Source organism: Brevundimonas sp. UBA5713 (genome assembly GCF_002419815.1).
Classification (GTDB): Bacteria; Pseudomonadota; Alphaproteobacteria; order Caulobacterales; family Caulobacteraceae; genus Brevundimonas.
Map to the genome: position 1 here is coordinate 1 of NZ_DIGV01000050.1, position 3,753 is coordinate 3,753.

Here is a 3,753-nt window from a genome sequence, read left to right on the forward strand (position 1 = left end):
CAGCCGCGCGTTCAGGCGATCAAACACCTGCCCGCGCAGCATGTCGTCACTCACGATCAGCTACATTCAGCCCGCGTGCGCAGTTGGGTGGCGCGGGTCTTCTGCTGGGCCGTCGCGGTTTCATTATAGCGACGGGTGAACTCGGTCAGCGCACCGCAGGCCTGGGTGGCGCGGTCGGTCGCCCGCAGCGCCTCGGCCAGTTTCAGCGTGGTCTCCGGTGCCCACGGCGCGCGCGGCCAGCCCGAAAGCGCGGCGGCATAGGCCTGAACCGCCGAAGCATTGTCGCGGTTGGCGATATGCAGATCGCCAAGACGGCTGTTGGCTTCCTGGGCCTGCGGCGTGTCCGGCCAAGTGACCACTACGGTTTCCAGCGCACGGGCCCCGCGACGGGCATCCTCGCCCGCCAGACGCATGGCTGCCTGTAGATCACCTGCTGCGTCACCGGTCGGCGAGTTTGCTACCACCGGTGCGTTCAACTCGGCCTCTTCCTGCATCTTTTCCAGACGCTGCTCGAGGTCGCGCACGCGGGCGCTCAACTGGGTGTTGTTGCGGTTCGCCTCGTCGAGGTCGAAAGTCATGCGCTCGGTGTCGCCGTTCACGCGGCGGAAGGTCGCCTCCAGATCGCCCAGACGACGCTCGAGGATCGACACCTGACCTTGCAGGACCACCACTTCGGGATCGGGCTCGACCAGCACCGGCTGACCCGCAGCATTGCGCTGGGTTAGCGCGCGTTCCAGACGACGGACGTTACGGTCCAACTGGTCCAGACGGCGCTTGTCCCACTGCACCGGCTCCAGCGGTTGCTGTTGGGCGATGGCAAAGCCGCCACCGATCAGGCACAGGCCCACAGCCGTCGCGACGGCCGAACGCTTCAAAGGAAATCGCTGGTTCTTCATAAAACTGTTCGTCCCACCGTTTGCATCGTCCTGCAAGTCAAGCCTCGGTGTCTCTAGCGGGGCTAGCGACCGAGGCCCAGAAACAGGATGGCCATCAAGATTATAGCGCTACGCAATGGGGCAAACATATGGACAACGACCCCGCCAAAGAAAAAGGCGCTGTCCGCGAAGGACAGCGCCTTAAATCTTCAGGCTCTAAAGCCCTACTGCCTTGCCTTAGCGCGGTGCGCCCGAGGCGATGGCGGTGCGGGCGTTACGGTTCTGGGCCCACGACGACTCGTTCGAGCCTTCTGCGATCGGACGCTCCTTGCCGAAGGAGATGGTGTCGATGCGGTTGGCCGGAATGCCGCGGCTGATCAGGTAGTTGCGAACCGACTCGGCGCGGCGTGCACCCAGAGCCAGGTTGTATTCGCGGGTGCCGCGTTCGTCGGCATTGCCTTCGATGCGCACGTTCACCGACGGATAGCGCTGCAGCCACTGGGCCTGGGCATTCAGACGCATGGCGGCTTCAGACGACACTTCGATCGAGTCGAGGTCGAAATAGATGCGGTCGCCGACGTTGATGACGAAATCCTGTTCCGAGCCCGGAACGGCAGCGCCCACGTTGCCGCCATCCACCGGACCCGAAGGGGCGGTCGGATAGGTCGGGCCGGTTGCCGGCGGCGGGGCGTCCGGCGTGGCCGGCTGGACAGCGGGCTTCGGGGTACAGGCGGCCATGGCGGCAGCCAGTGCGCCCACGGCGGCCAGCTTGATCAGGGAAGCGTTATTCATGCTCGTCTCCAATGGGGCTAGGTCGAAGAATCAACCAGATAAGTGACACTTTGCGGCGGACTGCTAGCCCGCCTGTAAACGCTACGCTAGCGGGATAACGCAGGCGTGAAGCCTAACGATCCCCGCTAAAATCACAGCCTCGTTATTTTATGACGCGGCGCATGAATCCGGGCTCTGATTCACGCCCAGATTGACCGGAGGCGCATCCAGAAGACCCGACCAGGCGGGGCTGGAACCGCGCTCCTGATAACCGGCCTGAGCCACCACACGGCCCGACAGATCGACCGTCCACAGGCGGGTGTCGCCACCGGGGCTCTGGCGCGCAAACATCACATAGCGACCGTTCGGAGCCCACGACGGACCTTCTTCCAGATAGGACGAGGACAAGGTGCGCTCGCCGGTGCCATCCGTGCGCATTACGCCGGTGTAGAAGCGGCCGCCCTGCTGTTTGGTGAAGGCGATCAGATCACCGCGCGGCGACCACGCCGGAGCGGTGTAGGAACCGCCACCACGGCTGATCGGGCGCTGGCCCGAGCCGTCGGCACGCATGGTGTACAGGCGCGCCGAACCGGAACGGTCCGAGGTGAACACGATCTGCGAGCCATCGGGGCTGAACGACGGCGAGGTATCGATGCCCGGATCGCTGGTCAGGCGCGAGACCTGACGCGTGCGCAGGTTCATCACGTAGATGTCGGTGTTGCCGTTGCGAATGATGGAGAAGGCGACCTTTGTGCCATCGTTCGAGAAGCGCGGGGCCAGCACCTGACCATCGAACTCGCCCAGACTTTCGCGGCGGCCCGTGGCAAGGTTGTACAGGTAGATGCGGCTGTAGTCCTTGCCCAGCGCCACATAGGTGACCTCGTTCGGGTCATGCGCCGAGAAGCGCGGCGACATGATGACCTCGTCGCCCTGCGTCAGGAAGACGGGGTTGTAGCCGTCCTGATCGACGATGGTCAGGCGGCTGCGACGGTTGGTCTGGCTGCCGCTTTCGGCCACAAACAGCACGCGGCTGTCGAAGAAGCCCGGCTCGCCGGTCAGGCGCTGATAGACCACATCGGAAATCTTGTGCGCGATACGGCGCCATTGTTCGGAAGTGGCGGTGAACTGATAGCTGACCAACTGGCACTGGCGATACGGGTCATACAGGCGAAAGCCCACGTCCACGCGGCCATCGGCGCGCTCGGTCACGCCGCCGTACAGCACAGCCTGTGCGCCAATGGTGGTCCACTGGGGGAAGTTCGGCGCATTGGCCAGCGTCAGGCCGGTCTCGATAAAGCTGGCGGGGTTCAGCGGGTCAAAGAAGCCCGAGCGTTTCAGATTGCCGCTGATGACCTGCGAGATCTGGGGGCCGTTCGCGCCGGTGAACGGCACCACGGCGATTTGCAGCGGACGCAGCACGCCTTGGTCGATCTCGACCTCGATCGGGCCGGATTGGGGTGCGGGCGCTTGGGCATGGGCCACAGGGGCCGCCATCACAAGCGCCGCCGCCGAGGCGAGAAGGAACTTCAGTCGCATGATGGAACTCCTGTCGTTTCAGTCAGTCAGGTGGTCATTTGGACAAGGCCACGCCTCGCCGATACGCTCAAGCTTGCGCGCCATAGTGGCGGCATTCAGGCACGAAATCAGCGATTGGCACAGGCCCTTTCGGTATTGAAGGTCGGGCGATACTGACCGCCCTCGAAATTGGCAGGCACATCGAACGGTGCGGCCTGACGCAGGGCGCGCAAGGCCCCCTCCGCTGCCGCCCGATAGACGGACGAACTCTGGGCATTAACGAGCGTAGGGCCGCGTGTGATCCGGCCATCGGCAGAAAGAGTCACATCCACCTGAATACGCAGCTGGTCTGCGCCGGGGATGTCACACGGCAATATCCAGTGCGGATAGACCTGATTGAAGATGGCCGTGATCTGGGGTCCGGTCGCTTGCGACGCTGATCCCCTGCCCTGTTGGCCCGTGGCCGGACGGCCGGTATTGCCGGTGGGGCGCGACGGGCCACGCAGCGCATCCAAATCCAGCCCCGGTGCCTCACGCTCGGCAGGGCGGGCGTTGTTGTTGCGCGGCGGCGTAGTCGACTTGGCCGGCGGCG

General features: G+C 64.5%; 4 protein-coding genes. All 4 read right to left on the reverse strand.

Annotated features, from left to right (window positions below):
- Positions 1–56: 56 nt before the first annotated feature.
- On the reverse strand, positions 57–875 hold the full coding sequence (locus B3B04_RS12335) for a tetratricopeptide repeat protein (RefSeq protein ID WP_292043321.1): 819 nt from the start codon (positions 873–875) through the stop codon (positions 57–59).
- 237 nt (positions 876–1,112) lie between these two features.
- Positions 1,113–1,667: a peptidoglycan-associated lipoprotein Pal gene (pal, locus tag B3B04_RS12340; RefSeq protein WP_292043323.1), complete on the reverse strand. Its 555-nt coding sequence runs from the start codon at positions 1,665–1,667 to the stop codon at positions 1,113–1,115.
- A gap of 147 nt (positions 1,668–1,814) precedes the next feature.
- Positions 1,815–3,182, reverse strand: coding sequence for a Tol-Pal system beta propeller repeat protein TolB (tolB, locus tag B3B04_RS12345; RefSeq protein WP_292043325.1), 1,368 nt, complete (start codon positions 3,180–3,182; stop codon positions 1,815–1,817).
- A 107-nt stretch (positions 3,183–3,289) separates the two neighbouring features.
- On the reverse strand, positions 3,290–3,753 hold a 464-nt coding region (locus tag B3B04_RS12350; protein WP_292043326.1), incomplete at its 5' end, for a cell envelope integrity protein TolA.